Annotated in this window: 20 protein-coding genes, 1 tRNA gene and 1 pseudogene; 10 read left to right on the top strand and 12 right to left on the bottom strand. The window is 44.4% G+C overall.

Annotation, left to right across the window (positions count from 1 at the left end; translation table 11 throughout):
* Positions 1 to 133: 133 nt before the first annotated feature.
* Positions 134 to 1,618: a carboxypeptidase-like regulatory domain-containing protein gene (locus G6047_RS10795; RefSeq protein ID WP_169527631.1), complete on the top strand. Its 1,485-nt coding sequence runs from the start codon at positions 134 to 136 to the stop codon at positions 1,616 to 1,618.
* A 159-nt stretch (positions 1,619 to 1,777) separates the two neighbouring features.
* Here the strand turns inward: G6047_RS10795 and G6047_RS10790 are convergent, their stop codons facing one another.
* The 3 genes from G6047_RS10790 to G6047_RS10780 are packed head-to-tail and all read right to left on the bottom strand — an operon-like array spanning position 1,778 to position 3,634.
* Entirely contained in the window at positions 1,778 to 2,485 is a 708-nt protein-coding gene (locus G6047_RS10790) for a tRNA1(Val) (adenine(37)-N6)-methyltransferase (RefSeq protein WP_169527630.1), read from the bottom strand.
* A gap of 18 nt (positions 2,486 to 2,503) precedes the next feature.
* Entirely contained in the window at positions 2,504 to 3,028 is a 525-nt protein-coding gene (rimM, locus tag G6047_RS10785; RefSeq protein WP_169527629.1) for a ribosome maturation factor RimM, read from the bottom strand.
* A gap of 12 nt (positions 3,029 to 3,040) precedes the next feature.
* Positions 3,041 to 3,634 carry a 30S ribosomal protein S16 gene (locus G6047_RS10780; RefSeq protein WP_169527628.1) on the bottom strand — a complete coding sequence of 198 codons (594 nt, stop codon included), beginning with the start codon at positions 3,632 to 3,634 and terminating at the stop codon, positions 3,041 to 3,043.
* A gap of 193 nt (positions 3,635 to 3,827) precedes the next feature.
* On the opposite strand from G6047_RS10780, the gene G6047_RS10775 reads away from it, so the two are divergent.
* The 5 genes from G6047_RS10775 to G6047_RS10755 all read left to right on the top strand — a co-directional run bounded on the left by G6047_RS10775 (position 3,828) and on the right by G6047_RS10755 (position 11,008).
* The gene (locus tag G6047_RS10775; RefSeq protein ID WP_169527627.1) at positions 3,828 to 4,316 is read left to right on the top strand and encodes a DUF6252 family protein; all 489 of its coding nucleotides are present in this window, start codon (positions 3,828 to 3,830) and stop codon (positions 4,314 to 4,316) included.
* 167 nt (positions 4,317 to 4,483) lie between these two features.
* The gene (gene dnaE, locus G6047_RS10770) at positions 4,484 to 9,025 is read left to right on the top strand and encodes a DNA polymerase III subunit alpha (RefSeq protein WP_169527626.1); all 4,542 of its coding nucleotides are present in this window, start codon (positions 4,484 to 4,486) and stop codon (positions 9,023 to 9,025) included.
* A 326-nt stretch (positions 9,026 to 9,351) separates the two neighbouring features.
* On the top strand, positions 9,352 to 9,669 hold the full coding sequence (gene trxA / locus G6047_RS10765; protein ID WP_169527625.1) for a thioredoxin: 318 nt from the start codon (positions 9,352 to 9,354) through the stop codon (positions 9,667 to 9,669).
* Between the two features lie 143 nt (positions 9,670 to 9,812).
* Entirely contained in the window at positions 9,813 to 10,421 is a 609-nt protein-coding gene (locus G6047_RS10760; protein WP_169527624.1) for a proprotein convertase P-domain-containing protein, read from the top strand.
* A gap of 11 nt (positions 10,422 to 10,432) precedes the next feature.
* The gene (locus G6047_RS10755) at positions 10,433 to 11,008 is read left to right on the top strand and encodes an HmuY family protein (RefSeq protein ID WP_169527623.1); all 576 of its coding nucleotides are present in this window, start codon (positions 10,433 to 10,435) and stop codon (positions 11,006 to 11,008) included.
* A 288-nt stretch (positions 11,009 to 11,296) separates the two neighbouring features.
* Here G6047_RS10755 and G6047_RS10750 read toward each other — a convergent pair whose 3' ends face one another.
* The 7 genes from G6047_RS10750 to G6047_RS10720 form a co-directional block, all read right to left on the bottom strand.
* Complete coding sequence (locus G6047_RS10750) at positions 11,297 to 13,249, bottom strand: tetratricopeptide repeat protein (RefSeq protein ID WP_169527622.1); 1,953 nt, start codon at positions 13,247 to 13,249, stop codon at positions 11,297 to 11,299.
* The gene (locus G6047_RS10745; protein WP_169527621.1) at positions 13,246 to 13,950 is read right to left on the bottom strand and encodes a LytR/AlgR family response regulator transcription factor; all 705 of its coding nucleotides are present in this window, start codon (positions 13,948 to 13,950) and stop codon (positions 13,246 to 13,248) included. Before G6047_RS10745 ends, G6047_RS10750 begins: the two co-directional genes overlap by 4 nt.
* Before the next feature lie 35 nt (positions 13,951 to 13,985).
* A complete protein-coding gene (locus G6047_RS10740) occupies positions 13,986 to 14,351 on the bottom strand; it encodes a DUF2200 domain-containing protein (protein ID WP_169527620.1) in 366 nt (121 codons plus the stop codon).
* 61 nt (positions 14,352 to 14,412) lie between these two features.
* Positions 14,413 to 15,087, bottom strand: a complete 675-nt coding sequence (locus G6047_RS10735; protein WP_169527619.1) for a CPBP family intramembrane glutamic endopeptidase — start codon at positions 15,085 to 15,087, stop codon at positions 14,413 to 14,415.
* 3 nt (positions 15,088 to 15,090) lie between these two features.
* On the bottom strand, positions 15,091 to 16,077 hold the full coding sequence (locus G6047_RS10730) for a polysaccharide deacetylase family protein (protein WP_169527618.1): 987 nt from the start codon (positions 16,075 to 16,077) through the stop codon (positions 15,091 to 15,093).
* A 427-nt stretch (positions 16,078 to 16,504) separates the two neighbouring features.
* A complete protein-coding gene (locus G6047_RS10725; RefSeq protein WP_169527617.1) occupies positions 16,505 to 16,903 on the bottom strand; it encodes a hypothetical protein in 399 nt (132 codons plus the stop codon).
* The gene (locus G6047_RS10720) at positions 16,890 to 17,465 is read right to left on the bottom strand and encodes a hypothetical protein (RefSeq protein WP_169527616.1); all 576 of its coding nucleotides are present in this window, start codon (positions 17,463 to 17,465) and stop codon (positions 16,890 to 16,892) included. The genes G6047_RS10725 and G6047_RS10720 overlap by 14 nt, the downstream gene beginning before the upstream one ends.
* 179 nt (positions 17,466 to 17,644) lie before the next feature.
* Between G6047_RS10720 and G6047_RS10715 the strand changes: the two genes are divergently transcribed.
* The 4 genes and pseudogenes from G6047_RS10715 to G6047_RS10700 all read left to right on the top strand — a co-directional run.
* Complete coding sequence (locus G6047_RS10715) at positions 17,645 to 20,776, top strand: hypothetical protein (protein WP_169527615.1); 3,132 nt, start codon at positions 17,645 to 17,647, stop codon at positions 20,774 to 20,776.
* 577 nt (positions 20,777 to 21,353) lie between these two features.
* A complete protein-coding gene (locus tag G6047_RS10710; protein WP_169527614.1) occupies positions 21,354 to 22,280 on the top strand; it encodes a DUF58 domain-containing protein in 927 nt (308 codons plus the stop codon).
* Positions 22,281 to 22,365: 85 nt separating this feature from the next.
* Positions 22,366 to 22,439, top strand: a tRNA-Asp gene (locus G6047_RS10705).
* A 637-nt stretch (positions 22,440 to 23,076) separates the two neighbouring features.
* Positions 23,077 to 23,314 (top strand): annotated as a pseudogene (locus G6047_RS10700) (tyrosine-type recombinase/integrase); the annotation flags it as partial.
* Between the two features lie 14 nt (positions 23,315 to 23,328).
* Here the strand turns inward: G6047_RS10700 and G6047_RS10695 are convergent.
* Positions 23,329 to 23,967 (bottom strand): hypothetical protein, encoded by a 639-nt coding sequence (locus G6047_RS10695; RefSeq protein WP_169527612.1) that lies wholly within the window; start codon positions 23,965 to 23,967, stop codon positions 23,329 to 23,331.
* A 154-nt stretch (positions 23,968 to 24,121) separates the two neighbouring features.
* Positions 24,122 to 24,508, bottom strand: coding sequence for a DUF5071 domain-containing protein (locus tag G6047_RS10690; protein WP_169527611.1), 387 nt, complete (start codon positions 24,506 to 24,508; stop codon positions 24,122 to 24,124).
* Positions 24,509 to 25,146 lie beyond the last annotated feature (638 nt).

Here is a 25,146-nt window from a genome sequence, read left to right as displayed (position 1 = left end):
AAATTTCGTCTTGGAAACAGACAGCCACATGAACGTTTCGATTTTTATTTGCAAATTGCTGTTACAAATCAAATAACCAATCGTTACGCGAATAACAAACACTGTTGGTAACCACTCAAACAAACCTGCACTCATGACAAAATTTTTCTTTGCGCTCACGCTGTTTCTGTTCACACTTTTCGGATTCGCACAAAACACGGTCAAAGTTATTGACGCAAGTACCAAGCAAAGCATTTCGTATGCGAACATCAGCGTCAACAATTCCGAATTCCTGATTTCCAATGAAGAAGGTTATTTTACCGTATCTGAAGCCAACAGCGGTGATGATGCCGTAGTCATTGTAAGTTATATTGGTTATGCGCCCCAGCAACTAACGATGGGTCAGCTCAAAAACAAGAATCTGGTCGTAACGCTCGATCCGGCGGTTTATGAGCTCAATGAGGTCAATACCTCTAAAGTAAAACCAGACCCGAACGCCATCATGCAAGAGGTCAAGAAAAATCTCGCCACCAATTACAAAAGCAACGGCAAGGCTACAAAGAATACCGTTTTCCTCAGAAAGACCGACGCGTTCAAACCATCGACCGTAGATGTCGAAATAGATAAATCTACAGGTTTCAACAAAACGGCGCTCAAAGAAACGAACGCTGAAATCCAGTCTTTCACTTCAAATCTGGTGAAAAATCCTCCACTTGCATTTACGGATATGCTCTGCAACTATTACTCAGGCCCAAAAACGAAACTTGATGTAGTAAAAGCAACGGTTCTTCAGGACGAAAAGCGGTCGGCCTCCCTAGATGGTATGGAAGACAAGGCGGCGAAGTTATTCCTCAAGCATATTGATACCACAAAATATTATAGGTTCAAAAGCGGTTGGTTCGGAACACGTGACACCATTAGTTTTAGAAAAGACTTCAATAAGAAAAAAGCTAAAAAAGAGCCGAGCAAACTTGAAAATTCCAAGACGAGCCTTGCCAATTTCATGAAGCAGCAGAATTTCCTCGAAGGTTCTAAAATGGAATTCGTAACCAATCCGGAAATCTACGAATACAGTTATGACGGCGCCATGTATGCCACAAACAACGAGTTTTTATACGTATTGAAATTCAAGCCGAGAAAAAGCCGCGCGAATTATACAGGCAAGCTCTACATTTCAGAAACCGATTATGCGGTTGTACGTGCCGATTACGAACTTGCCAAAGGAAAAACACTCGAAGGCCTCAACGTTAAATTATTGCTCGGAATCAAATTTTCCCAAAACGTGAGCAAAGGAACGGTGATCTACAAACAAAACCGTGATGGAAACGGTTACTATTTGCAATATGCCACAAACCAGACCGGAACCTATTTGTACGTACACCGTCCGCTCAAGTTCATCGAGCTTGCCAAAGAAGACAAAGACGTGGTCGCGTTTGATCTCAAAGCCGAAGGAAACATGGTGAACAAAACCGAATTCCTCACTATTTCCCACGATGAGGTTTCTGCTGCCGATGTCGAGAAAGTTGAAGAAAAGGAATTCGCATACGTCACATTGAAAAAATACGATCCGTCAATCTGGAAAAATTACAGTGCCATTGAGCCTTTGGAGGAGATGAAGCAGTTTGAGGTAGCGGAATAAATTAATAATTAACAATTGTTGTTGGAACCTGTGAGTCTTTGGATTTGCAGGTTTTTTTTGTAGGATATATTGTGAGCAACGTTGGACAAAATGATTTCTTGAAATTCTTGTCAAAGGAAGTTTCAACAGAAAGATTTCCATCGGGACAATACGGGGATTTTATTTTTTAAGAAAAAATGCGTCCGTAAGTTTTCTATAATCTTCGGTATACATATGCCGCGAAATCTCAACCACAAGTTCATCAATTTTCACTTCAGATCGAAATCTCGAAAATGCAATAAGGCTGCGTTTGATTTCACTTTCAACCGTTCCTTTGACGCGTGTGATTTTATTTGGAAATAGGTTTTCTTCTGCTGCCAGCCGTATAAAATTTTCTTCTTCTTTAAACGGAATGATGACGCACAGAACGCCTTCTTTCGATAATAAAACAGCCGATGCGCCAATCAAATCTTCAAATGGCATCGATTGCAATTGACGTGCGTTGTCCCGAGAGGTGTTTCCGGATGAAACCGTCTCGCTGTAAAACGGCGGATTGCAGACAATCAGGTCATACTCCTGGTCTTCCAATTCTTCCATGAAATCGTCAAGCGACGCATGAAAGCAAAACAACCGGTCATTCCAGGGAGAATTTTCAAAGTTGGAAACGGCTTCTTCGTAAGACGCATCATCGATTTCCAAAGCTTCAATTTCCTCGGCATCTGTTCTTTGGGCCAGCATCAATGCGATCAATCCGGTTCCTGTGCCAATGTCTAAAATCGAAAACGGATCGTTGTCAACCGGAGCCCATGCGCCTAACAAAACGCCGTCAGTCCCTACTTTGTGAGCAGAATCGGTTTGGGAAACGGAAAAATTTTTGAACCGGAACATGGATGGGTTACTCAAAACCTACAGATACATTTCCACCAAACCTTCGGGTAAATCCATCTTTACCTTTTTATTGGCACGATCGATTTCCACAAGGAATTGGTCGATCATAGGAATGAGCAGTTCCACGCCTCCCTTTTTGACTTCGAATAAAGGTTGTGCAGAGGAATCGTTGATGGATTCGATGGTGCCGATGATTCCCAATCGTTTGTCCTCGATCTCGAATCCAATGACTTCGTGGTAGTAGAATTTATTGCCTTCGAGTTTAGGCAACAGGTCGAGCGGAAGGTATAGTGCTTTTCCTAATAAGGCATCGGCATCGGCCTCGTTGTCGACATCTTCGAATTTGACGCGAAGGAAATCATTTTTGTGAAGTGTGGCACTATCAATAAAAAATGGAACCAGATTTTTGCCGATTTCGACAAATACTGATTCCATGTTTTCATAAATTTCGGTATCATCGCTGTCCAGATAGATCAGCAATTCTCCCTTAAAGCTATATTTTTTGGCGATTTTACCTAAGTAGAAACAATCTTCCTTACGCATGCCGCCTTAAAATTATGCTTCTTCGCCTTCGGCAGCAGGAGTTTCTTCAGTCGCTTCGGCAACCGGAGCTTCAGCCTCATCTTCGTTGATGATAGCTTCAACTACTTCTTCCGTTTCTGCGTTTTCAGCTTCTGCGGCAGCGATCAAATCAGCTTCGGCCTGTTTTGCAGCGGCAATACGGGCATCGTTGACTTTCTTCTCGGCAGCAAGGGCATCAGCTTTCGCTTTGTCTTTTGCAGATGACAACGTGTCTTTCTTGGCAGTTACTTTTCCTGATTTCTCGTCAAGCCATTTTTCCAATTTCGCATCGGCAGCTTCCTGGGTCAACGCTCCTTTGCGAACGCCACCATCAAGGTGATGCTTCAACAAAGCGCCTTTATAAGAAAGGATTGCACGAGCCGTGTCGGTCGGTTGCGCACCATTGTGAAGCCACTCGACAGCTTTGTCAAGGTTCAAATCAATGGTTGCAGGATTAGTATTCGGATTGTAAGTGCCTATTTTCTCTAGGTATTTACCATCTCTTTTTGAGCGGGAATCAGCCGCTACGACCCAATAAAAAGGCTTTCCTTTTTTACCGTGTCTTTGTAATCTGATTTTTACTGGCATAATATGCTACGATTAATTCGGGTACACGACCCTGTTATGAGGGCGCAAATATACATCTTTTTTGTAAGTCAGGCGATTAGCGAAATGTTTTTTTTCGTCTGTTAAAACAACCGTAGGTTTATTTTTTTTGTTTAATTTGCCCACCTTTAGTGCAAAAAGCTATTTTTGTCACTTCTAAAAACTACCTACTGATATGAAACGAATCGTATTGCTCTTGGTTGCCGCCTTGTCCCTGGCTTCATGCACCGAGGAAATACAGCGCAACGACCAGGCGCTGATAGGAATTAAGAACGGCCAGAATTGGCGTGCAGGCGGAGCTTATGCTACTATAGGATCCAACGGCAAACTCACAATAACTGGTGCATTGCAGTATGAGACCCTGGTTTTGGAACTCAATACCACCAATCCCGGAACATATACGCTTGGTTTAAATACTGTGAATCGCGCTATCTTTACCGATATCGCCAACGGTGGTGAAGAAATATTCTCTACCGGAACAGGTTTAGGCGACGGCCAGGTAATTATCCAGGAATACAATGAAGCGGCAAGGACTGTCACCGGGCAGTTTCGTTTCAACGCAATCGACGAAGATGCACTTGATCCTACCCATCCGGATTCAACAGAAGTCGTGAATTTTACCTATGGCAACTTTTACAAATTACCCGTGACTCCGGCCCAATAAAAATTCGGGAATAAAATACAATCAAAGGCTTCTGTTTTCGGAAGCCTTTTTTGTTTTTGAACAGATACGGTTGATAAGTTAGATGATTTTGATTAATCGAAATCGCGTATTTTTGAGCCGATGACAAATTAGCGCGATTCCTTTGTCCCGCACGCCATTCCTGCTCTATGTTTTTGATTTTCGATACCGAGACCACGGGTTTACCCAAACGATATGACGCCCCTGTAACAGACGTTTCCAACTGGCCGCGCTGTATCCAGATTGCCTGGCAGCTGCACGATTCGATGGGACGATTGGTCGAACATCGCGATTACCTGGTCCAGCCGGAAGGGTTCAATATTCCGTATGATGCCGAACGTATCCACGGGATTTCGACGGAGCTTGCCCAAGCCGACGGTATTCCATTGGCGCAGGCACTTGCCGAATTCAATAGCGCACTTTCAAAAGCCACATTTGTCGTGGGCCAGAATGTAGGCTTCGATGTCAATATCATGGGTTGCGAGTTCTTCCGTGCCGGAGTTGACAGCACGCTGGCTCAATTGCCGGTTCTTGACACCTGTACCGAAGTAACTGCAGACTTGCTCAAAATTCCGGGCGGCCGGGGCGGAAAGTTCAAATTGCCTACACTCACCGAGCTCCACGAATACCTGTTCAACCAAAAGTTCAGCGAAGCCCACAATGCAACCGCCGATGTCGAGGCCACGACCCGTTGTTTCCTTGAGCTTTTACGTCGTCAGGTTTTCACCAAAGAAGAACTCGATGTACCGGCGTCTTATTTTGAAAATTTCAAAGAAGAAAATCCGACGGAGATACAGCTCATCGGTCTTAAGCATATCAACCTCAAATCGGCATCCGCTGCGCTGAGGGAAAAAGTAAAACCTTCTGAAACCACCACGCCGACACAAACCGGGGGCGTTTCAGAAAACCTTATCGACGCACCTTTCGCCCATTTGCACAACCATTCGCAGTTTTCGGTGCTTCAATCCACCATGAGCATTCCGGCTTTGGTCAATGCCGCCGTCAAAGCCAAATCTACTGCGGTGGCCATGACTGACATCGGGAATATGATGGGCGCGTTCCAATTCGTTTCGGCCGTGCAGAATCACAACAAAGCCGTATCTGCCAAAAACAAAGAAGCCGAAGAAAAAGGAGAAATCCCCGAAGGTGTTTTGCTTACGCCGATCGTTGGTGCCGAATTCTACATCTGCGAAGACCATAAAGATAAAACCCGAAAGGATAACGGCTATCAGGTTGTTTTCCTCGCCAAAAACAAAGCGGGTTATCACAACCTCGCCAAACTTTCATCGATCGCTTACACCGACGGATTTTATTATGTGCCGAGGATCGATAAAGCTGTCGTAGAAAAATATAAATCTGACCTTATCGTATTATCGGGAAATCTCTACGGGGAAATCCCGTCAAAAATCCTTAACATAGGCGAGAACCAGGCAGAAGAAGCGTTGCTGTGGTGGAAGTCGCATTTCGGCGAAGATTTCTATCTCGAGATCATGCGCCACAAACAGGAAGATGAAGATCGCGTGAACCAGACGCTTATCGCCTTTTCCAAAAAACATGGTGTCAAGCTCGTCGCTACCAATAATACCTATTACGAGGCCAAGCCAGATGCGAATGCCCACGATATTTTATTGTGTGTCAAGGAAAACGAAAAACAGTCTACGCCAATCGGACGTGGGCGGGGTTATCGTTATGGCATGCCGAACCAGGAATATTATTTCAAGTCGGCCGATGAAATGAAAGCGCTTTTTGCCGATGTCCCTGAAGCGATTTTAAACATTGCCGAAATTGTTTCCAAGGTAGAGTCGTATTCGTTGTACCGCGACGTATTGCTCCCGAAGTTCGACATCCCGGCTGAGTTTCAGGTTGCGGAAGACGATGCCGACGGCGGAAAACGGGGCGAGAATAAATTCCTGCGCCACCTGACCTATGTGGGTGCCGAAAAAAGATACGGCCTCGAAGGATTGACGCCTGAAGTCCGCGAACGACTCGATTTTGAGCTCGCGACGATTGAAAAGACAGGTTATCCGGGCTACTTCCTGATTGTCCAGGATTTTATTGCAGAAGCGCGCAATCTTGGCGTTTCGGTCGGGCCGGGCCGTGGTTCCGCGGCGGGGTCGGCTGTGGCGTATTGCCTTTGGATCACGAACATCGACCCAATCAAATACGATTTGCTTTTTGAGCGCTTCCTGAATCCGGACCGGGTTTCGATGCCCGATATCGATATTGACTTTGACGACGAAGGCCGCGGTTCCGTCATGGATTACGTCATCAAAAAATACGGCTCGAACCAGGTGGCCCAAATTATCACGTATGGTAAAATGGCGACCAAATCTGCGATTCGCGATACGGCGCGCGTACTCGATCTGCCTTTATATGAAGCCGACCGCATCGCCAAGCTGATTCCGGGAATGATGCCGGGAAAATGGAACCTCGCGCGTTTCCTGTCCGAACAGGAAGGTGAAGTCAAGAAAGTGCTTCGGTCGGAAGAATTCGACAGGGTCAAAGAACTGATCGCGATGGCAGCTGAAAAAAGCCTCGCCGCCGAAACCATCCAACAGGCCAAAGTACTTGAAGGGTCACTCCGAAACACCGGAATCCATGCTTGCGGCGTCATCATCACGCCCGATGATATCACGAATTTCGTTCCCGTAACCACAGCCAAAGATTCCGATTTGTATGTGACCCAATTCGACAACGCGGTGGCGGAATCGGCGGGATTGCTAAAGATGGACTTCCTGGGGCTCAAGACGCTCACGCTTATAAAAGATACCGTCAAACTCGTCAAGTACCGGACAGGAAAAACCCTCGATCCGGACAATTTTCCGCTTGACGACGTAAAGACTTACGAACTGTTCCAGAGAGGAGAAACCGTCGGGATTTTCCAATACGAATCGCCCGGCATGCAAAAGTACATGAAGGAACTCAAGCCGACCGTATTTGCCGATCTGATTGCGATGAACGCGTTGTATCGTCCGGGGCCGATCGCTTACATTCCGGGTTTCATCAAACGAAAGAACGGCGAAGAAGAAATCACCTATGACCTGGAAGCCTGCGAAGGATTGCTCAAGGAAACGTATGGGATTACGGTGTATCAGGAACAGGTGATGCTGCTGTCCCAGAAACTCGCCAACTTCTCCAAAGGTGATGCCGACGTGTTGCGGAAAGCGATGGGTAAAAAGCAGAAAGACGTTCTTGATAAGATGAAGCCGAAATTCATCAATCAGGCATCGGAACAAAACGGGCACGACCCGAAAATACTCGAGAAAATCTGGAAAGACTGGGAAGCGTTCGCCGAATATGCGTTCAACAAATCCCACTCGACCTGTTACGCCTGGGTCGCGTATCAAACGGCCTATCTCAAAGCGAATTACCCTGCCGAATACATGGCTGCCGTACTTTCCAACAACATGAGCGACATCAAGCAAGTTTCGTTCTTTATGGAAGAATGCAGAAGGATGGGGCTTCAGGTTCTGGGGCCTTGCGTCAATGAATCCTATTATAAATTCACGGTCAACGAAGACTATGCCGTGCGTTTTGGAATGGGTGCGATCAAAGGAGTCGGTGGCGGTGCGGTCCAGGCCATAATCGAGACACGCAAAGACGGAAATTATAAATCCATTTTCGATTTGGCCAAACGTGTCGACTTGCGCGCGGCCAATAAAAAAGCATTCGAGAACCTCGCGCTTGCCGGCGGATTCGATACGTTCGATTCAACCCATAGAGCCCAATATTTCCACGACGAAGGTGACAATATTACGTTTCTTGAAAAAGCGATGCGTTACGGGTCGAAGTATCAGGAAAACGAAAATTCCTCCCAGGTTTCACTTTTCGGTGAAGCCAGCGAAGTCCAGATTCCGGAGCCGGTTGTTCCGCCAAGCGAAGAATGGAGCACGATGGAGAAACTCGCGCGTGAAAAGGAAGTCGTCGGGATTTACATTTCCGGGCATCCGCTCGATGATTTCAGGCATGAGATGAGGTACTTCTGTAATACAAGACTCGAAGCCCTGAAAAACCTTGAGCCTTTGGTGAACAAACAGGTGAATTTTGCCGGAATCGTTACCAATGTCCAGTATCGGACGGCAAAAAACGGAAAGGACTGGGGCATATTTACCCTCGAAGGGTATGATGAAAGCTACGAATTCAAGATGTTCGACGAAGAATTTCTCAAGTTCCGACATTATCTTTCGAACAACCAATTCTTATGGTTCAAGATCAATGTCAAAGAGGGCTGGGTCAATCGGGAAACCGGAAAAAAATCGGAACCGAGGATCCAATTCCTTGAGGTCAAAATGCTTCAGGATATTCTGGGTGCAATGGCAAAAAAGATAACGCTGAACCTCAATATCAACGATCTCAAATCGGAACTCATTACGCAACTGAGCCATTTGTTCCAACTCAATACCGGGGTGCATCCGCTCGGCTTTGAGATTGTAGAGACCGAAATCGTCAAACGACAACTTGCGGCCATCGCCATGGTTCCGGCAGAAGTTGAGGAAATGGATGAGGTTTCGCCTGAATCAGATGCAGATACAGAAGCCGCAATAGAAGCCATACCGGAAGTTGCCCAACCCACGGAAGAAGTTCGCCTGATTACCAAACTGGCCATGAACAGCCGTAAGGTACGCGTGAATATCTGTACGGATTTGCTTAATGAACTGGACAGGCTTGAGGTTAGGTTTAAGGTGAATTGATTGCTACAGACTGGAAGTCTGCGCCATCGATAGAAGTTCGCTAACCAATTATTGTTTCCTCATTTACTGTTTACAAAATTTTGTAAACAGTAAATGAGGAAACAGGATTTTATACCAATACTTTTGGAGGTTAAGATTGCACCTTCTTGATCCAAGGTTGAACTCCGCACCACAGTAAGTCTGGGCATAGAGTAAACCAAATGTGGAAACCATAACATAATCTCCGGCAATTCATAAATAACCAAAACCAATCTGTTTCCGAACTTGCATTCCTATAATTTACTTACTTTTGTGGCGTAAAATTTAACAACCAAAGATAGTATATCATGGCTATAGCAATAACAGACGCTACATTCGAGGATGTAGTCTTGAAATCAGATAAACCGGTAATGGTAGACTTTTGGGCGGCATGGTGCGGCCCTTGTAGAATGGTCGCTCCAATCATCGACCAGATCAGTGAAGAATTCAATGGGGTAGCTGTCATCGGTAAAGTCGATGTAGATGCGAACCAGGAATTCGCCGCTAAATACGGAGTGCGTAACATTCCAACCGTGCTGACTTTCAAAAACGGTGAAGTGGTCAACCGCCAGGTTGGTGTCGCTCCAAAACAAACGTATGCCGATTCTTTGAACGCCGCGTTGTAATACCATACTGAAAAATCAAGTGAAGCCCGGTTATGCCGGGCTTTTTTATGGTCGTTCGTCACTTATTCCTGTCGTTGGTATAGTTTGCGGCGAAATGGTTTTCCAGCCCTTTTATTTTCGTGGTGAATTTTAAAACAACTGCCATGAAAAAAAGAATTTTGCTCTTAGCCGTTGCCGTGTTGCTGATAGGCTGTTCCGATGACGACAAATCTCCGGTTTCAGCTCCATTCGAGACAACGGCACAAACAGATTTCGCTATTCCGGACGATTCCGAAATCGGGATCGAAAGCCCCATAGAAGTTACATCGGACGGAACTATTTCAAATCCCGAGGGCATAAGCGTTACCGTTGAGCTAAACCATCCATTCGCAGGCGACGTGGTGGTTGAACTCGTCACCCCGGACGGGCAATCGATGCCGCTCATCAAACGCATCGGATATGGTGCAGCCGCGCCTTTCGGTTTGGAGTCGCCTTTTGCCGGGGGTAATTTCCTCGTGTTCACCTCAGCTGCAACTACTACAATATCAACCAGTCTCACTGAAAGCCAGGCTGTTCCGGGCGGAACGTACCTGCCTACAGGTACCAACGATTCATATCCGACGACAATTACCATGATCAACATGCACGAATTCCTCGATGGGAAAAGCGTGGCAGGAATATGGAAGTTGCGTGCCACGGATCATGCCGTTGGGGAAGCCGGATCATTGTTGAGCTGGAAACTACGTTTTGAAGAAGGAGCGTTACATAACTAATAACAGATATCATGAAAAAAATAATCCTGCTTTCACTGTTGACCGTATTCATTGCAGGTTGCAGTTCCGATAACGACTCGGACCAAAGAACTAACGTCGAACCCGTAACACGCCAGATCGTAGTAGACCAGACCGGCTCGCTTACAGATCCCGTCACCCGATACTATTCACTTGAAACCGGCCTCGAAGTCACCGATGGTTCCGGAAATTGGGATATCGCTTTTCGCCGTACCGATATTTATCTCAACGGAGGCACAAGCGGAAGCGGTTCCGTAAAAGGACAGCCGCTGGCATCCGGAATCACCTATGCGAATCTTGATGAAGCGCCTGAAAACGGTTATTTCTACGATGGGGAAGGAGATGAAATGGATGAGTTGGGTTCTGCTGAGATGGACAACAAAGTGTTCACCAATTGGTACAATTACAATTTGGAGACGCATTTGGTCGAACCGAAACCTCAGGTCTACGCCATTTATACCAACTCCGGAAAATATGCGAAGCTCGAGTTACAATCCTATGTTTCGGGAGCTTACCAGTTGCGGTATACCATCCAGCCCGGAGGTTTGCGTTCGTTTGTTACAGACTGATATCGGATAGCATGCATGTTAGCATATGTTGGCACGGACTTGCAGTCCGTGCTATTGTTTTATGTGTGACATGGCTCTTGTTTACAGATGTGTCGTTTACAAAATTTTGTAAACAGGGAATTGGTAAACGGGATTTTTATGTTGAGGCTTTTTGGGACGTTATGGCACGGACTGCAAGTCCGCGCCATCGGATGATTACTTTTAACCAGAAAAGGTTCGAAAGCGTACAAGATTCTTTGAGGCTGTTTTTATGGGCACGGACTACAAGTCTGCGCTAACAAGTCCGTGCTATCTGATTTGTGGTAGGTACAGTCGAACCATTGTAATATCATTCTCGGCCACAACCTGAACCCCAATCTCCAAGCGCCTGCAAAAATCATGGACGAGCGACAGGCCAAGGCCGCTCTTTCCACTGTTTATTTCAGATCCTTCGATCAGGGCCGATTGCGCCTCTTTTGGCATGGTTCCCGAATTCCGGATCTCGATTTTCACGACTTCCGCAATCTTTTTGGCTGTCAGTAAAACCTGTTGTTGCTCTTTAGAAGCTTTGAGCGCATTCTGCAGTAAATTCCGCAGGATTACGGTAAATAAATTGCGGTCTGTCGAAACCATTAAATCAGGTGCAACAGTTACATTGATTTGAGATTTCTGGTCGATGAGCGCAGTGATTTCTTTCGTAACATCTGCCAGGGCAAACCTTGTGGATCTTATGGAAAACGCATCCATCTGGGACTTGGACCACGACAGCAAATCTTCCATCGTATCGAGCAGATTACCTGCAGATGCCGCAATACGTTGGTTGTGTCGTTTCAAATCGTCACCAGAAAACAATTCCGGATCGTTTTTCTGCAATTCCAGAAACTGATAGATCTGGCTGACCGGAGTCCGCAAATCGTGCCCGATGATGGAAAACAAACGCGCCTTGGTCTGGTTCGCCGTATCGAGTTCCGAATTCAAAAGCGTGAGTTTCCGGTTGGTCCGTTTCCTGTTCCACCCCTGGAAAAACAGCAAACCTCCAATGATGGCCATAAGGCCGATGCCGCCGAATAAATACCAACGCTGTTTGTCGTAAGCGGAAATCTCGAGGTTCTTGACGCGGATCAATTGTTCTTTTTTCTCCGATTCGTATTTGCGCAGCAACTCTTCGGTTTTTTCGGCGGTTTCCAGTTTAAAGACGGAATCCTTGAACGTATCGGCAGCCACGCGATACGCCAACGCAGCCTTATAATCGCCTGTGGTTTCCTTGAGGTCGCTCAGCGTCTGGTTGATGGTGTATTTGCCTTCCGGATCTGTCGTGGTCCTTGAAATTTCAAGGGATTTGAGGTAATATTTTTCGGCCTGTACGTAGTCTTTTTCCTTTTCATGCACATCGCCAAGGTTCTGGTAAATGATCTTCAGAGGTGTCGTCAATTCAAGCTCATCGCAAATCGTAAGGCATTCGAGCAGATACGATTTTGCCTTTTCGATGCGTCCGGTTTTTTTGTAAATGCGCGCCAGGTTCGTCAGTAAATCGGTCTGCAATAATTTGTAATTGGCTTTTCGCGCGCATTCCAAACCGTGGTTGTAGTGTTTTTCGGCTTTGGCAAAATCGCGCATATCGTCGTATACATTCCCGATTTTGTTTTCTGCAATCGCGATGCCGCTGTCGTTATCGATTCCGGTTTCTATGTCGAGCATTTTGTTGTAGTAGACCAATGCCTCGTCATACTTTTTATACAGTTTGAGGTTTTCACCCAATTGGTCGTACGGAAAGGTACGATACGGTTTGAGGTTATATTTTTCCTGATAATGGAGTAATTCCATCGCAATTTTCGTCGCATGCTCGCGGTCGCCCATTTGGGTATAGATGATTCCCACATTGTTGAGGGCCGTCTGGTACAGCTTTTTCTGGAGCTTGAATTTTTTGATCAGTTCCATCGACCTCAAAAAATACCCCATGGCCTTTTGTGAATTCTGGTGCGAATATTCCAGAACGCCCTTCATGTTCACGACTTTGTAATAGCCCGTTTTGTAATTGAGTTTTTGGGAAAGTTTGTGCATGGCATCTATCTGCTCCCTGACAGCTGCCGTTTCTGCTCCTGATTGGATCAGCTGGAATGCATATTCATTGAGCGCCTGGACGTACAACGTGTCTTTTGGCTTCGTCTTTAAATACACTTTGACCGAATCCAGTGTTTTCGGAACCTGTGAAAAACACAAGGCAGTCGTAAAAAACAAGAACAAAGCGGACCATTTGTTCATAGCACTTCGTTTAAATTATCGCGGTAGCTTCGGCCGACAGGAATGCTGTGGTTGTTGCGAAGTACGATTTCATTCGGAAGCACTTTATCGATGAACTGTTTCTGCACCGCAAAACTTCGGTGGACGCGTACGAAAGACGAAAACGGATTTTCCTTAAGCAGGTTTCCAAGGTTCGACAGTACGCAATGTTTTTTGGCCGATGTCACGACCTTCGTGTAATCTTTTAGCGCCTCAAGATACAGGATGTCGTGGAGTTTTACTTTTGTCTGTTCGTAACCTTCCTTGATGTAGATCACGTCGGCACCCAGGCTCGATTCGAATAAATTCGCTTTTTCGCGAAGCTCCATATAATCGTGGATGCGTTGAACGGTCTGGGCAAAACGGTCGGCTTTCAACGGTTTGAGGATAAAATCGAGGGTTTCAAGCGAAAAGGTTTCCACGGCGTGTTCCGCATGTGCCGATATAAAGATACAAATCGGGATTTGCGCTGCCATCTTGCGGAATTCGAGTCCGTTTGTTCCGGGCATGTCGATATCAAGAAATAAAACATCGACCTTGTTCTTCTGAAGGAATGCTAGTGCGTTGTCCGCCGATTCAAAAACGCCCGTAAGTTCGAATTCCGGATAACGCTTCACGGCGGCGCGTACGGCCAACCGGTCGAGTTCGTCATCGTCGAGAATCAGGCAGGAAAGGTTTTTCATCCGGAACTTATGCTAACTAAATGTAGGTAAACTTTTTACGCCGACCGAAGAATTTTCTCCATCTTTTTGCCTTTGGCCAGTTCGTCTATCAATTTGTCTAAATAACGTGCTTTTTGCGTCAGCGGATTTTCGATTTCTTCTACGCGGTATCCGCAGATAATACCGGTTATCAAATGTGCATTCGGGTTCAGTACTGCCTGGTCGAAGAAGGCTGCGAACGTGACTTTGTCGGCAATGAGCTGGTTCAGCTTTTTTTCGTCAAAACCCGTCAGCCATTCGATTACCTGATGCAGTTCTTCGACCGTCCGGCCTTTGGTTTCGACCTTTTTAACGTAATGCGGATAGACGGATCCGAAAATGATTTTGGCAATTTTTTGATCGTGTTCTGGTGTCGTTGTCATAGCGGTCGTATCATTTGGTAATTACAAAAATGAAGTTATGGAAAAGTTCCGCAGCATTCCATCATTTTTTTAAAACGATCACCGTCAGGCTGATGATATCGATGAGGCAATGACACAGGATCAAAGGCATGATGTTCCTGTATTTCCAATAGTAGGAAGAAAACAAAAGCCCTATCAAAAATGGCCCGACAACATTCTGGAAAGTTCCGTATCCGATATGCACCACAGCGAATACGACCGAAGTCAGGATAATGGTGATAACCGGATTTTTTATCAAGGCTTGCAACCGGGGCTGTAAATATCCCCGGAACAGGAATTCTTCGATCACGCCTGCCGTAACGGATATGAAAGGTATGAGCAGCCAATTCTTGAGCAAGATCGGTTTCAATCCGGTGAGCAACGGACTCATTTTTTCAGGTTTCAGAAAATCCAGCAGTATCCGAATGGGAAGCGATAAAAAAATGACTGCCAGATACAACAAACCGGCATGGGCCAAAATTTTTACGAAACTCAATTTTTCTTTTTTCCAGGGCAGGAAATCCTGTCGTTCGACAAAGATTGTATACAGCCATAAGCACAACAGAAAGATCCATTGGATAAGGCGTGAAATCACAAGCCGTTCCATGTTGGGTTTGGCAGAACCCGATCCCATTGAAAGCAATGGAAAGGCAATCAGTAGTGTCAATGTGACGATAAGCCCGATTTGGTATTTGGCGGGATTTATTTTAGAAGGCATATATCATTTTTCAAATTCATCTTCCACACTTTCACGTAAATCATATAAAAGCCATTCTTTATTCGTGACCGCCGATTTCTCGTCCTGCAACAATTTGAGGAAATCTTTGACGCCTAACGGTTCGTTTCCGTTTCCGTGTATCAGGACGATGTTTCCGTCGTGTGCCGTCTGTCCTTTGGCAAGCCAGGCGTCGCTTCCTATCGGGATCAATCCGTAACCGGTTACTTTTTCTATCAGTGACTGATCGGAAACCAATCCGGGAAACCTGAAAAACACCGAAAAAAGCAATCCTCTTTCCAGCAGGGCTTTTTCCGTTTCGAGGATTTCAAAATTGATATCAGTTCCGGGCTTCAATAAAAAGTTTTCTGCCAGCGGCAGTTTCGGGTTGTAAAAATGATTGTACGTATGATTGATCCAGGTAATGCGGATGTCGTTCGACGCTTCGCGATTTTTGAGCCATTGCATATCGTCCGGATGCGACAGCATGAACTTTCCGGTGATGGACAACGCCAACGGAACCGGTTTTTCGATTTTGCCGAACTCATTGATCAGCGATGTAAAAATAATCCTGTCCAGAGGTTTGCCCGACGGGCACAGATCAATGGTAAGCGTGATGCCTTTTTCTTCCGGATAACCATTGCTGATACCAGAATCCTGTAGGTTCAAAGATTGTTGCCTGGTGAAGTTGATGGCCTGTATATAAGGAGTGTCTTTATAATCGGTTTGTATCTTTTCCCAATTAGCCGGAACTGTTTTAATGTCATCCGAAGCAAATATGCGGGTGCTCAAATCACTAAAATCGACACCGATGTAAAATTGCTTTCCAGCTTTTTGATACTGCCTGATGATGAGGAATTTTTGAGTGCCTGTCTGGGTGAAGGCGAAATACTTTTTGTAGTTGCTTATGCCTTCGTTTTGGGAAATGCTTCTTGCTGAAAAAAGAATTACAGCTAGTGTCAGGATGGTGCTGATTGTGGTTTTAAAGGTCATTTTTCGTTTGTCGCAAATGTTTACCGGCCTCGTTGTTTGTTAAAAATAAAAATAGTAATTGCAATATTTAATAGTAAAAATGGGAACAAAGCGGATATCCATAAATTAAAATGTTCTTTTAGATAAATTACGGCTACATATGCAAAAAATATTGTGCAAATACTACTTAAAAGAGGATACAGAAAGTTTGATTTTTTACTGAACATTACCTGGTTTATAATCCAGAATTGCAATAGTGATAGTATGACAATAACCGGCTCCAGTATTATTATTGCCAAGCCAGCATTACAAGGCCCGCCAGATTTCCCTGTTATCCAGACCCGCCAGATGGTGTAAATCACAATTCCGATGAATATAATCGGAAATGCTCTTTTAATGTTTTGATACATCAGATTTTACTTGGTTTGTCATTGGATTGCGGCTGGCATTAATCATTGATTGCCGACATCGTATCATTTAGGATTTCTGTCATGGTCTTTTCTCTGAATCCGCTTGAATGTATTTGGGCTGTATCGATTATTTGTCCAGATAAATCTATTCTTGACAATTCGGGATTTACTGTCGAGAGTGAAACATAAAAGTATTTGTGCTGCTGGCTTTTTCCAACCATAGGACTTTTAACTGTTCCGATATATTTTTTTCCATCATAATAATAAACGTAATCGGTATGGTGTCGCCCCTTTTTCTTTAATTTTCCAACAGTGATAAAGCGATGCTTGTTGATGTTTTCTTCCTTTTCACGTTCCTGATCGTTTTTCTGATTGATTAGGAAAAACAAAGCAATCAGAAAAAGGATCAGACCAATAAATAGTTTAATCTCCTTCATGCTTCAGCAACGTTTCGCCGTTTGGCATTCCTGTATATTCTACTTCGATAAATTTTGAGCAATCATCCTGAAATTCGTTGAAATGATCGAAAAGGATTACACTGCCTTTGTTCCGCATATTTTCTTTTAAAATACCATAAATTTCTATTCCTCCTTTTGGATCAACGCCTACCAAATCAATCATTATATTTTTTGTATAAGACAATGTTTTAAATAAGCTTATTTTTCTTCTCGATGTTCCTCCCAGATTCTGAAACTTCATGTCTGGATTTAGAAAATGGGCTTCACCTATTTTTTGGATGGATTCAGAGTTTAAATCAGAGTTTTTCAGATATCGCCTTACTGTTAAAGGAAATATCCTCTCAAGGAATGTTCTGGAATTGTGATGCTCGACATATGTAAATGTTGGGTTTTTATCTTTAATATGTTCGCAAATTTTTTTGACCAGACCCTGAAATTTAGTTCCTCCCGGAATTTTTAGTATTAGTATTTCTCCTTCGTTAATCTCAAATGACGGAATTTTGAAATCATCAATTATTGACTCGGTGAATTTTACAAGCATAGTTTATAATTAGAGTCAATATCGATTTTTATAACCGTCGCACAACCCAAATATACCCGAAAATGTTCCAGACCCTACATTCGTCTATTTAAATCGACCCTCGTCTATTGGCTGTTTTTTAGTTGACCGCATCGATGGAAGTTTGTACTCCACCATCAGGCAACCAAAACCACAACGCCATGAAAAAATTTCTCCTCTTGCTTTTCCTGACCGGGATTTCCGTTTCGGCCCAGGTCGGCGTAAATACCACCACGCCAAACGCCCAACTCGATGTGAAGTCGTCGAATCAGGCGGCTCCGTTGAACACAGACGGAATTCTGATTCCAAAGATCGATACGTTTCCATCAATTCTTCCGACCGTCGCACAAAACGGCATGCTGGTTTTCCTCACGACAACATCGGGTACCAATGCTCCGGGTTTTTATTACTGGGACAATGCCACTACAAGCTGGAAAGGGATTGGCGGAGGCAAAGGCTGGGATATAATCGGGAATTCAGGGACGAATCCGGCGACGAATTTCATCGGGACAGCAGACGACCAGGATTTTATTTTCAAACGAAACGGCGTGCGTGCCGGAATCATGGGAGTAAACAACGTCGGTTTTGGCGTAAACGCATTGAATCCGGCGAATACCGGAACCTACAATCTCGCCTTCGGGTCGAATACACTGAGTTCAAATACTACGGGACAGGAAAACATAGCTTTCGGAGATGGTGCTTTGTACCAGAATTTATCAGGCGGCGGAAACTTTGCGAGCGGTTCCGATGCCATGCGGATGAATACTACCGGCTCCGATAACGTGGCGCTCGGAAAAATGGCCCTGAGGACCAACGACAGCGGTGACGATAATTTTGCGTTGGGTTCAAACGCCCTGACGGCCAACGATATCGGGAATAGAAATCTGGGTATTGGTTCCGATGCACTTTTTGCCAATACAAGCGGTTCGGAAAATATTGGCATAGGCGCAAATGCCTTGGCTATCAATCAGACCGGTTCCTATAATATTGCCATAGGGACCTCGATGGCCAACAGTGCTAGCGGCGATAACAATGTAGCTATTGGAAGCCAGGCCGGGAACAATATCCATACAAATAACAATCTTGTACTTGGATACGGTGCCGATGTGCCTTCTGCCGTTCTGGACAATCAACTGTCGATCGGGAACCTGATTTATGGGACAGACGTAGGACTGGCTGCCGGAAAAATCGGGATAGGAGAAACGGAACCCGAGGAACGGCTCCACATAAATGACAACCTGAAATTAGGCAAATTCGCATGGATAGCTGCTTCAGATGATAAGCTCATCAAATTCGGGGATGGTGATTTTACTATGATTGGCGAAGCACATGGAGACGACGTACTTTCTTTCTCTGCAAAGAATTTTATATTCAATCCCAGTTATAGTACCGGCAATGTGGGTATCGGAACCATTGGGACACCGTCTGAAAAACTCGAAGTTTTCGGGAAGACCAAAACCACGAATTTCCAAATGACCAATGGTGCGGCGGCAAATCGGGTACTGACTTCAGATGCTTTGGGAAATGCAACATGGGCCGCGACAACTGCAAACGCCTCTTTTTTTGAAGTCGGGTCTTCCATTCCGCCGGACCTGAACACAGATGCCATGTATCACTTGGGTAACGTCGCCATCGGAAAAAACACAACGGCTTATAAACTTGATGTGCTTGAAACCAACGGGGCAAATTTATCGGCAGCGTTGTTCAGGCATAGTAACCCGACAAGTACAGTGCTTGCAACCAATGCTTTAAAAACCGAAATCATCACGCCTGCAGCCCTTGCAAGCGGGGCATTGGTCGGAACAAACAATGGCGTCACGGTAGCCAATGCGGTGTCAGGAACGGGAACAACGAATTTTGTAAGCGGCACAACGACAAATGCTGCTTATGGGACAGAGAATTACGTTTCGGCGGCAGGTTCGGGCTTCAGGTACGGAACAACCAATATAATGTCCGGTCTTGGCGATGGTACCATAACCGGAACCCGCAACAGTATGACCAACACCGTTTCCGGCTACATGGTTGGCACACAGAATGAATTTTCCGGAAACAATCCGGGAGTACATGTTGGAATGCTCAATGATATGGGTGGTTCAAACAATTCCACCAATATTGGGATCCATACCGTTATCAAAACGCCTACAGATGATGGTATTTATGGGGAATTGATCAGTTACCAGTCAGGCTCGACAGGCGGCGGGCTCAAATACGGGGTATATATCGATATGCCGACATCTATAGGCGGAACCCATACAGGCGTATATTCAGATGTAAGAAAGGAAGGGAGTTTTTCCGGATATTTTCTTGGAAAATCCTTGTTTTCCCATACGCAGGTTACGGCATCGGGTGACGCACAATATACCGTTCAGGCGGAGCGGAGCCGAAACACGCAGAATAATGGCGTGAATTATAGCGCAACGGGTTACAACAGTGCCTTAAACGGAATAAATTACTGGGGCGATTCGTATTCGTTCGCCCTGACAGGATTCAACCAGACCTATACGGGTTCTATCCGCACCGGAGGCATACTCGGGGCAGATGCTTTAGGTAGCTATTGGGCTTCTTTGGGGTATAAGAACAGCGCCGGGACAAACTACGGCATCTATGCTTCCACTGCTCTGGCTAGCGGTACAGGCCGATATTCCAGTGCGCCGACAGACCAGGGAATCGGCGGTGGCTTTTACGGCGGCCTGATCGGATCATGGAGCCGGGGCACCACGATAGGCAGTATGTCATCAGGATCGTTGATGGCACACTTCAACAACGGAAACGAATACACCAACGGGCATCAGGTAGAACTTGTAAAAACGGCACAAGGGATTACGCCTGCTTTCAGCGTCACATCTTCTGAAATAGTCGTATACAAAAAAGGAAAAATACAACTCAACAACGGAACGGCCCATGTAAATTTTGATCCGGCTTACGCGCGCTTGCTCAAAGATGCGCCTGTGGTTACGGCAACGCCAATGGGGCCTTGCAACGGTGTTTACATCGAATCCATAGACGCTGCCGGGTTCACGATCCGGGAACAGAATTCAGGAACGGGTTCGGCGTTAATATCCTGGATCGCGGTGGGAGACCGGGTTGACAGCGATCAGGGTAATGTGCCTGAGTCGCTTCTTTCAGGTCGATTCGCAGAAAATTTAGACAAGGTCATGTTCAATGAAAACGATAAGGTCAATTCCGCTTTGGATATTTCGGCAAATGGCGACAACCTGAATTTTGGACGCACAGCCAATACAAATCAGGATCCGACCCCTCAGACAACCCTTGATGCGGTCGGGAATCACTAAAGAAAATTGCTTGGTACCGAACGGCCGGCGGTGGTAACCGGTCGTTCATCTATCGGAAAAGCCGTTCATGGATTCCCATTTCCAAAGCCGGGAAAAGCGTTGCACCTTCGCAAGGCTACAGAAAGGCATTTTCCTTTAGTTTTTTTCCTCAAAAGCCCGGTCGTGGTATTCCGGGCTTTTACTTTTTTTGTTTTTTGGCAGCACATTTCCCGCTGCCCGCTTTTACGCCTCGCTGTGCCGGCTTTTTTCACACGCGGCGGCAGGAGCTTCCGTTGGTCGCTCTGCCGCCACGGTTCAAAATAGCCGCCAAAGCTGTGGGGTAATCACTTGCATCGGGGGCTGGCTCATGAAGAGTTGAACGTTTCCGGTTCCATGCCCGCGTTAAGGATGCGAGCGGAAATCCTTTTGCGTTCTTAAAGGTTTCCGAAAATAGTCGGGTATGCAAAAGATTGCAGCGGGTCAGCCTGACCGCAGCCAGCATACAGGTTCATTTACCTCAAACGTTCCGGCTGCGGAAACGCCCAACAATTATTAATTATTCATCATTAATTATTAATTGAAAACTATCTTTACAACTATGAAGATCGATTCCCAGTTACAGAAAGTTTCCTCGTTCAAGCATCTGGAATTGCTTGCGGGCCAGATTGTCGAAGGTTTTATTTCGGGCATGCACAAAAGTCCGTTCCATGGTTTTTCTGCCGAATTCGCCGAGCACAAGAATTACAATTCGGGTGAAAGCACCAAGCATATCGACTGGAAACTGTTCGCCAAGACCGACAGATTGTACACGAAGCGGTTCGAGGAAGAAACGAATTTGCGGTGTCATCTGATCATCGATAATTCGTCTTCGATGCATTACCCCAAATTGAAGGACGACCAGCCTTTTTACGAAAGCAAGATTGGGTTTTCGGTACTGGCATCGGCGGTTCTGATGAATTTATTGAAGAAGCAGCGCGATGCGGTAGGGCTTAGTGTCTATTCCGATTCTTATGAATATTATGCGCCCGAGAAAGGCAGCGACCGACACCATAGAATGTTGCTCGACAAGCTTGAAGGGTTGCTTGAAAATCCGATTGTTCCAAAAGAAACAGATACGGTCGCCTACTTGCACCAGATTGCCGAAAAGATGCACCGGCGCAGCATGATTTTGCTGTTTACGGATATGTTCCAGGATCGCGACCAGAGCCGTTTGTTTGCGGCGTTGCAGCATTTGAAGCACAATAAGCATCGTGTGGTTTTGTTCCATGTGGTTGATGCTGCGACCGAACTCAACTTTGATTTTGACAACGCACCTCGCAAATTCGTTGACCTTGAGAGCGGTCAGGAGATTAATATTTTCGCCGATAACGTCAAACAGGCCTACGAGCAAAAGGTCGCGGAGCAGTTCAAACAGATTGCCCAAACGTGCGCCCAGAACCGGATCAAGTACGTTCCGGTCAATGTAGGCGCGGATTTTGAAAAAATCATGACCACATATTTGGTTGAAAAACAAAGCTTTGGATAAGGCTGTTTTTTATTCTGAATATTTTTTAAAGTTTTATTTGCAGATATGATTTTCCGTTCTATATTTGCAACCGCATTCAGCGAAAGGTTTGGTAGTTCAGTTGGTTAGAATGCCGCCCTGTCACGGCGGAGGTCGCGGGTTCGAGTCCCGTCCAGACCGCGAAAGCAAGCAAAAGCACTTCTTCACCGGAGTGCTTTTTTGGCCAAAGTAGGTTCGCGAACCTTAATCGCAGTTGTGTTGTTTCGGGGCGAAAGCCCCAGGTTTAGTAGTTAGACCAATGAAAAGCTTTCCACTTTTGTGGATGGCTTTTTTGCATTTGTAGCGATTCTTAAAATTCCTTATCCCTCATATTTTCTACATAATTGCCTCAAAAGGGCAAACAATCCGGTGTGCATCCTGTTTTGAAAAGGTGTGCATCTTTTTTCTAATCCGATAGCGCGGACTTGCAGTCCGTGCCAAACAAAATATATTTTATAGTTATCGGGTGTTTTGGGTACGTACTGCAAGTCCGCACTATCGTTTTTTTTTTTTGATAAAGACTGTCGGGCAGCAAGGCACTTTCATTTTTTCCATGACCTAATCTGAACATTACCGGGCATCTGAAATTTACATATGTAAGCACTTCCTTTTATATATAAGACTTGCTACTATAGTTATAAATACAAGTACTTCGCTTATATGGTTAAAAGCCATTCTCTGTTTACAGATGTGCCGTTTACAAAATTATGTAAACACGAAATTTGGAAACGGCTTTTGTATGTGGCTTTTTAACTGGTCTTCACGATATCTCAAGTTAAAATTCAATGCGTACCTTGAAAGAGATTGCTGATATTCTGGGCATCGACAAAAAACTGTCGCATCATGTAGCCAGAAAAACTTTTGCATCGACTGTGCTGTTGTTTAATGATGTGCCTATGGAAATTGTTTCGGAATTATTGGGTCATTCTAAGATTACGACTACGCAGATGCATTATGGGAAGGTGGTGCAGAAGAAGGTTAGTGAGCAGGTTGGGCAATTGAGAGAAAAGGTTTAGTTCGTGACTAATTACTATTTAAAACACGATAAATTTTTCAATATCATCAAATCTTTATTAAGTACGCTTTCAACAACTACTGAGCGTAATACAAATTCATTTTGATAAAAACGGATATTGTCTATTGTCATATATGCATTAAGCGGTGGTGTTTTGTAATTCGATGGATCACATAGGTTTAACATGTAGTCTGTAATAAAATCTATTGTATTTTCTGATACCATAACAGACTTTTTATCTGAACTGTAAATTTCGATTTGGTTGTTTACATCTTTTGATAGAACGATATTGTATTTTGTCAATTCATCTCCGCTAATGGTTACGGTGATGAAAAAAAGATTTGTGATTTTGAGTTTGTTATGTCTGCTTTCAGTCCATGATTGAAAAAAAAGATTATTTACAGATAATAAATTGTCGGCGTTTTTTATAAATATTTCTTTCGATTTTAAATTTTCCTCAGATACTCCATTTTTAATAAGTTTCTGTTGGGCTGCCTGTAAGTAGTCAACCTTTGATAGTGTTAATTTGGAATCTAACTGATCCAAAAAAAAATTATCCACAGGAAAAGGCATAAAATCCCTCTCATGTTGTGATATTCCGATTTCAAATGAAAAGAGAAAGATTATTGTAATTGTTGTGGTGAAGATTTTCATAGTTTAAATAATGGTATTAAAACAAATCGTGGCTTTTCTCCCTGTTCTGCACGAATTTCATTCTCAGATGTCCATACCTATGATTTTTCGATGGCAGTTGTTTGTGATTTCCTAGTTTCCAAATTATAAAAGCTCTTTTTACACAGAGACGTTGTTATTCCAAGTCATTGAGTACTTCTTCCGACAATAAATTAATCTCCTCTTCTTGATCTGCAATACTCGGGTTTTGGGCTAACTCACGTAAAACTGCTATTAAATTCTCATTGAGTTTAGCAGGAGAATTTTTTAGTAGTCCATTTATAATATGATATTTCCAAGAAGGATCGTTGCCTTTTAATATTTCTACTAGCTCGCTATCTATCTCATTTACATGTGGCTGAAAATATTTCATAATTGGTGTAGCCTGAGGCCAGTTTCCATCCTGTAGCCAAACTAACAATCTAGGTATAATCTCCTTAATTTCTATAATTGATTTATTTTTTAGCCTTTCGATAAAATCTAAATCTTCTTTATCCCTAGGGATTAAATCTTCGTTATTCATTATATTTTAATTTTCATTTCACTTATTCTTGCAAGTTGAACCATTATCGATAACACCGCCGCAGGATTAGAACCAGGATTATTTTTATTTTTTGCCCAAGCCTGGAGTAAAAGCTGACTCGATGGTCGAACCCCAACATGGCCCCTAACATCCGTTAGTTGAAACCCCATAGTTTTAAGAAGGCTACTACTCAAAGGCTGAACTTTACCACCTTTGTCGTTTGTGGCCTTAAGAGGATTCACATTTGTCGATAATCCAATTTTTGGTCCTATCCCATCATCTATTCCGGGCCTTGGTGTAAAATTGTTAAGTGTGTTGGCCCCTCCCCGATAAATTATTTGATCATCTTCAACTTTTCTATTTGTTATTTTTTGGCCAACGCTGATAGATGTCTCGACTTCATCGCCTTTTATTTTGTATTTGAAATTCGTTACGGTTTCACTTGTAGTGCCAAAATTTGGAGCAGAATTATCCCCGAATAATAAAGCACCAGCAGTAGCAGCTGTAACAGTACCTTTACTAACAATATTGCTAAATCCTTGCTTTAAAGTTTCTTCAATTATCGGAGATGCCTCTTCTACACTTTATTGTGCAACCTTCGCTGCAAATATAAAAGCATTTTGAGGTTCGCTTTGGAC

It is taken from the genome of Flavobacterium silvaticum (genome assembly GCF_012911565.1).
Classification (GTDB): Bacteria; Bacteroidota; Bacteroidia; order Flavobacteriales; family Flavobacteriaceae; genus Flavobacterium; species Flavobacterium silvaticum.
This window is presented reverse-complemented; position numbering and strand designations above follow the sequence as displayed.

Excerpts from the sequence above, each read along its gene's own strand:
- trxA (WP_169527625.1), top strand. The coding sequence starts at position 9,352 with ATGGCTATAGCAATAACAGACGCTACATTCGAGGATGTAGTCTTGAAA.
- G6047_RS10725 (WP_169527617.1), bottom strand. The coding sequence starts at position 16,903 with ATGAAGGAGATTAAACTATTTATTGGTCTGATCCTTTTTCTGATTGCT.
- G6047_RS10720 (WP_169527616.1), bottom strand. The coding sequence starts at position 17,465 with ATGCTTGTAAAATTCACCGAGTCAATAATTGATGATTTCAAAATTCCG.
- G6047_RS10790 (WP_169527630.1), bottom strand. The coding sequence starts at position 2,485 with ATGTTCCGGTTCAAAAATTTTTCCGTTTCCCAAACCGATTCTGCTCAC.
- rimM (WP_169527629.1), bottom strand. The coding sequence starts at position 3,028 with ATGCGTAAGGAAGATTGTTTCTACTTAGGTAAAATCGCCAAAAAATAT.
- G6047_RS10760 (WP_169527624.1), top strand. The coding sequence starts at position 9,813 with ATGAAAAAAAGAATTTTGCTCTTAGCCGTTGCCGTGTTGCTGATAGGC.
- G6047_RS10740 (WP_169527620.1), bottom strand. The coding sequence starts at position 14,351 with ATGACAACGACACCAGAACACGATCAAAAAATTGCCAAAATCATTTTC.
- G6047_RS10775 (WP_169527627.1), top strand. The coding sequence starts at position 3,828 with ATGAAACGAATCGTATTGCTCTTGGTTGCCGCCTTGTCCCTGGCTTCA.
- G6047_RS10730 (WP_169527618.1), bottom strand. The coding sequence starts at position 16,077 with ATGACCTTTAAAACCACAATCAGCACCATCCTGACACTAGCTGTAATT.
- G6047_RS10690 (WP_169527611.1), bottom strand. The coding sequence starts at position 24,508 with ATGAATAACGAAGATTTAATCCCTAGGGATAAAGAAGATTTAGATTTT.
- G6047_RS10735 (WP_169527619.1), bottom strand. The coding sequence starts at position 15,087 with ATGCCTTCTAAAATAAATCCCGCCAAATACCAAATCGGGCTTATCGTC.
- G6047_RS10755 (WP_169527623.1), top strand. The coding sequence starts at position 10,433 with ATGAAAAAAATAATCCTGCTTTCACTGTTGACCGTATTCATTGCAGGT.
- G6047_RS10780 (WP_169527628.1), bottom strand. The coding sequence starts at position 3,634 with ATGCCAGTAAAAATCAGATTACAAAGACACGGTAAAAAAGGAAAGCCT.
- G6047_RS10750 (WP_169527622.1), bottom strand. The coding sequence starts at position 13,249 with ATGAACAAATGGTCCGCTTTGTTCTTGTTTTTTACGACTGCCTTGTGT.
- G6047_RS10695 (WP_169527612.1), bottom strand. The coding sequence starts at position 23,967 with ATGAAAATCTTCACCACAACAATTACAATAATCTTTCTCTTTTCATTT.
- G6047_RS10795 (WP_169527631.1), top strand. The coding sequence starts at position 134 with ATGACAAAATTTTTCTTTGCGCTCACGCTGTTTCTGTTCACACTTTTC.
- G6047_RS10710 (WP_169527614.1), top strand. The coding sequence starts at position 21,354 with ATGAAGATCGATTCCCAGTTACAGAAAGTTTCCTCGTTCAAGCATCTG.
- G6047_RS10715 (WP_169527615.1), top strand. The coding sequence starts at position 17,645 with ATGAAAAAATTTCTCCTCTTGCTTTTCCTGACCGGGATTTCCGTTTCG.
- dnaE (WP_169527626.1), top strand. The coding sequence starts at position 4,484 with ATGTTTTTGATTTTCGATACCGAGACCACGGGTTTACCCAAACGATAT.
- G6047_RS10745 (WP_169527621.1), bottom strand. The coding sequence starts at position 13,950 with ATGAAAAACCTTTCCTGCCTGATTCTCGACGATGACGAACTCGACCGG.